Source organism: Pseudomonas sp. K5002 (assembly GCF_013386655.1).
Taxonomy (GTDB): Bacteria; Pseudomonadota; Gammaproteobacteria; order Pseudomonadales; family Pseudomonadaceae; genus Aquipseudomonas.
On the sequence record NZ_JACARK010000822.1, the window covers coordinates 1 to 5216 of the forward strand.

Genomic DNA, 5216 nt, shown 5'->3' on the forward strand with positions numbered 1-5216 from the left:
CCAGGAAGCTCGCCAGCACAAGGATCACGCCCATCAATTGGCCGTGCGCCTCGGCTCCCTGCGGGCGCAGCACGACTCCACGCGCCAGGCCCTTGAGCGCCTGGAAATGCAGTCCGAACGCCTGGCAGAAAAACGCGAGCAACTGAGCCTCAACCTGGAGGAGGGCGAGGCCCCGCTGGAAGAGCTGCGCCTGAAGCTTGAAGAGTTGCTCGACAAGCGCATGACCGTCGACGAAGAGCTCAAGACCGCCCAAATCGCCCTGGAAGACGCCGACCGCGAACTGCGCGACGCGGAAAAACGCCGGACCCAGGCCGAGCAACAGTCGCAACTGATCCGGGGCCAGCTCGAACAGCAGCGCATGGAATGGCAGGCCCTGACGGTGCGCCGCAAAACCCTGCAAGACCAGTTGCTGGAAGACGGCTACGACCTGCACGGCGTGCTCAATACCCTGACCGCCGAGGCCAACGAGAGAGAAGCCGAAGAAGAACTTGAGCGGATTGCCGCGCGCATTCAACGACTCGGCGCGATCAACCTCGCGGCCATCGACGAGTACCAGCAGCAGTCCGAGCGCAAACGTTATCTGGATGCGCAGAACGCCGATCTTGTCGAAGCGCTGGACACCCTGGAGAACGTGATCCGCAAGATCGACAAGGAAACCCGTAATCGCTTCAAAGATACCTTTGATCAGATTAATGGCGGTTTACAGGCGTTATTCCCGAAAGTTTTCGGTGGTGGCAGCGCTTACTTGGAACTGACGGGCGAAGATCTACTCGATACAGGGGTAACGATCATGGCGCGGCCTCCGGGCAAGAAGAACAGCACCATCCATTTGTTGTCTGGTGGCGAGAAGGCACTGACCGCATTGGCCCTGGTATTTGCGATCTTCAAGTTGAACCCGGCGCCGTTTTGCATGCTCGACGAAGTTGACGCCCCGCTGGATGACGCTAACGTTGGACGGTACGCCCGACTGGTTAAAGAGATGTCCCAGACGGTGCAGTTCATCTATATCACCCACAACAAGATCGCCATGGAAATGGCCGATCAATTGATGGGCGTGACGATGCACGAGCCGGGCTGTTCGCGATTGGTGGCGGTGGATGTCGAAGAGGCGATGGCGCTGGTGGAATCCTGAGCCGCAGGTCGAAGGAGGATTTTCAGCAGGACGTAAGGTGATTTACCGGTCTGGGAAAAGTGGCAAATGGACATATTTGTTCAAGGCATTTTGACAGACGGTGTAAAGTTATCTTTGGTCGTGCTAGTTTAATGTCAAATTTTCGTATGCGTGGGCAAAACGTCATTCAGAACATAGAGTTGGCGCCACGTTTTAAAGCGGTTTGCACGGTGCTAAACCCCTTATTTTTCAGCATTTTTTATTAGAGGCACGGGATTACATGGAAATCGGTCTGCGCGAGTGGCTGATCGTCATCGGCATTATTGTCATTGCCGGTATTCTTTTTGATGGCTGGCGCCGGATGCGTGGCGGCAAGGGCAAGTTGAAATTTCGCCTGGACCGCAACCTGTCCAATTTGCCGGACGACGACGGCAGCGCCGAGCTGCTGGGGCCACCGCGTGTCCTGGACAACCATAAAGAACCGCACCTGGACGAGCACGACCTGCCGTCGATGAGCGCACCGGTGCGTGAAGCCCGTGAACCCAAGCGCGGCAAGCGCAGCGCGGCCAGCGAGCCATCCCAGGGCGACCTGAACCTGGACCTGGAAGAAGGCCCGAGCTTCAGCAGCCGTGATGACGACTTCCCGGATGAGTCCCCGGCCAAGAGCGCCCATAAAGAATCCGTCAAGGACCAGCCGGCTGCCGAAGAGGTGCTGGTGATCAGCGTGATCTGCCGTGACGCCGCCGGCTTCAAGGGCCCGGCCCTGCTGCAGAATATTCTGGAAAGCGGCCTGCGCTTTGGCGAGATGGATATTTTCCATCGCCACGAAAGCATGGCCGGCAACGGTGAAGTCCTGTTCTCCATGGCCAATGCGGTCAAGCCGGGCATCTTCGATCTGGACGACATCGACCATTTCAGCACTCCGGCGGTGAGCTTCTTCCTCGGCTTGCCGGGCCCGCGTCACCCGAAACAAGCGTTCGACGTGATGGTGGCGGCAGCTCGCAAGCTGTCCCAGGAACTCAACGGCGAACTCAAGGACGATCAACGCAGTGTCCTGACCGCCCAGACCATCGAGCATTACCGTCAGCGCATCGTCGAGTTCGAGCGTCGTGCCCTGACACAGAAGCGCTAAGGTCCAAGCTTAAGCGTTGCCTGTAGAATCCATGCACTAACATATTGAGCAGCTTCGGCTGCTCTTTTGCTTTATGAGAGAACACCCATGACCGCCGCCCACACCCGCATCCTCGAACTGCGCGCTGAACTGGATCAGCACAACTACCGTTACCACGTCCTCGACGAGCCGAGCATTCCGGACGCCGAGTACGACCGTTTGTTCCACGAGCTCAAGGCGCTTGAAGCCGAGCACCCGGAGCTGGTAACCCGTGATTCACCGACGCAGCGGGTCGGCAGTGCGGCATTGTCTGCGTTCACTCAGGTACGCCACGAAATCCCGATGCTCAGCCTCGGCAACGCCTTTGATGAAAGCACCATGCTGGAATTCGATCGCCGGGTCACTGAAGGCCTGGACCTGCCCGTGGGCGACCTGTTTGGCGGTGGCGCAGCGGTGGAGTACAGCTGCGAGCCGAAGCTCGATGGCCTGGCGGTCAGCCTGCTGTATCAGGACGGTGAGCTGGTGCGTGGCGCCACCCGTGGCGATGGCACCACTGGCGAAGACATCAGCGTCAACGTGCGTACCGTGCGCAACATTCCTTTGAAACTGCACGGCACCGGCTGGCCGGCGACCCTCGAAGTGCGCGGCGAAGTATTCATGTCCAAGGCCGGTTTCGAGCGGCTGAACGCCACCCAGCTGGAAGTTGGCGGCAAGACTTTCGCCAACCCGCGCAACGCGGCGGCGGGTAGCCTGCGTCAGCTGGACTCGAAGATCACCGCCAGCCGTCCGCTGGAATTCTGCTGCTATGGCGTGACCACGGATATCAGCGACACCCACATCGGCAACCTGCAACAGCTGAAGAAGTGGGGCATGCCCATCAGCCATGAGCTGAAGCTGGCAAAAGGGATTCAGGATTGCCTCGACTACTACCGCGATATCGGTGAGCGCCGCAACGCCTTGCCCTATGAAATCGACGGCGTGGTGTTCAAGGTCAACAGCATTGCCTACCAGCGGGAGCTGGGCTTCCGTGCCCGCGAGCCGCGCTGGGCAATTGCCCATAAATTCCCGGCCATGGAAGAGCTGACCGAGCTGCTTGACGTTGAATTCCAGGTCGGCCGCACCGGCGCTGTGACACCCGTGGCACGCTTGAAACCGGTCAAGGTCGCGGGTGTGACCGTGTCCAACGCCACACTGCACAACATGGACGAGGTGGCACGCCTGGGCCTGATGATCGGCGACACGGTGATCATCCGCCGTGCCGGTGATGTGATTCCCCAAGTGGTATCGGTGGTGACCGAGCGCCGCCCGGAAAACGCCCGTGCGGTGCAGATCCCCGAGAGCTGCCCGGTGTGCGGCTCCCACGTTGAGCGTACGCAACTGGTCAAGCGCAGCAAGGGCAAGGAAACCGTCAGTGAAGGCGCGGTGTACCGCTGCGTCGGGCGCCTGGCCTGTGGTGCGCAGCTCAAGCAGGCGATCATCCATTTCGTTTCGCGCCGGGCCATGGACATCGATGGCCTGGGCGACAAGACCATCGAGCAACTGGTGGACGAAAAACTCATCGGCTCGCCGGCGGATCTCTACAAGCTCAAGTACGAACAGATCATCGACCTGGAAGGTTTTGCCGACGTTTCCAGCAAGAAGCTGATTGCCTCTATTGAAAACAGCAAGACGCCAACCCTCGCACGGTTTATCTACGCTCTGGGCATTCCCGATGTGGGCGAGGAGACGGCCAAGGTGCTGGCGCGCTCGCTGGCATCCCTGGAGCGCGTGCAGCAGGCCTTGCCGGAAGTGCTGACGTACTTGCCGGACGTTGGCCTGGAAGTGGCCCACGAGATTCACAGCTTCTTTGAAGACAGCCATAACCAGGATGTGATTGGCGCCCTGATCTCGAAGGACGAGTGCGGCCTGGAGTTGCAGGAGCAGGGCGACCTGAGCGCCGAGTTTGCGGCCAGCACCACGTTGGGCGGCTTGCTCGACAAGCTGCACGTACCGTCCGTAGGGCCGGGCGCCGCGCAGAAGCTGGCGGACAAGTTTGGCTCCCTCGAAGGCGTGATCAAGGCCGACTGGCTCGACATGCGCCAGGCGTTGCCGGAGAAGCAGGCCAAGGCCGTCCGGGACTTTTTTGATATTGAAGAAAACGCCCGGCGTGCGCTGGCCATCGAGCAACAGCTCAAGGACTTCGGCATGCACTGGCAGAGTGAGAAGAAAGTCGTCGAAGGCTTGCCCGAGGCCGGTCACACATGGGTGCTCACCGGCTCCCTGGAACTGATGAGCCGCGATGTTGCCAAGGAAAAACTCGAAAGCCTGGGCGCCAAGGTGGCGGGCTCGGTGTCGGCGAAAACCCATTGCGTGGTCGCCGGGCCGGGCGCGGGTTCGAAGCTCGCCAAGGCCACTGAGCTGGGCTTGAAAGTGCTGGATGAAGAGGCGTTCGTGGCGTTTTTGGCCAAGCACAACATCACGGTCTGATGATCGTTCCCACGCTCTGCGTGGGAACGGCGCCCTGGACGCTCTGCGTCCGCTCTAAAGTTGCGACGCGGAGCGTCAATGGATGCATTCCCACGCGGAGCGTGGGAACGATCTCTCCCGGGCAATGCTCTAGTCTGATGATCGTTCCCACGCTCTGCGTGGGAACGCCGCCCTGGACGCTCTGCGTCCGCTCTGAAAGGTGCGACGCGGAGCGTCACTGGATGCATTCCCACGCAGAGCGTGGGAACGATCTCTCTCGGGCAATGCTCTAGTATTGGCAAGCCTCCCGGAGAGATCGCCATGTACCGCTTCTTCGAACAACTCAGTTCGCGCATCGCCGCACCGTTCATGGCCGAGACCTCGCGCAACAGCAAGGTCTGGCAGTGCCGCTGTGGGCAATCGCTGTTCTTTCGCAACAGCCAGTGCCTGGCCTGCTCGGCGCTGCTGGGCTATCAGCCGGAGCAGAGTCGCCTGTCCTCCCTGCAGCCCGGCCCGTATGCCGATACCTGGCTGCTGGACGCCGACCCT

3 protein-coding genes and 1 pseudogene are annotated in these 5216 nt (G+C 60.4%); all 4 read left to right on the forward strand.

What is annotated here, in order from left to right:
* Positions 1-1132 (forward strand): annotated as a pseudogene (locus tag HX846_RS29195) (chromosome segregation protein SMC); the annotation flags it as partial.
* Between the two features lie 259 nt (positions 1133-1391).
* Complete coding sequence (zipA, locus tag HX846_RS29200; RefSeq protein WP_003219080.1) at positions 1392-2243, forward strand: cell division protein ZipA; 852 nt, start codon at positions 1392-1394, stop codon at positions 2241-2243.
* A gap of 87 nt (positions 2244-2330) precedes the next feature.
* Entirely contained in the window at positions 2331-4688 is a 2358-nt protein-coding gene (gene ligA, locus HX846_RS29205; protein ID WP_008437559.1) for an NAD-dependent DNA ligase LigA, read from the forward strand.
* Positions 4689-4988: 300 nt separating this feature from the next.
* A partial coding sequence (locus HX846_RS29210; protein WP_178966676.1) for a zinc-ribbon domain-containing protein occupies positions 4989-5216 on the forward strand: 228 nt, incomplete at its 3' end.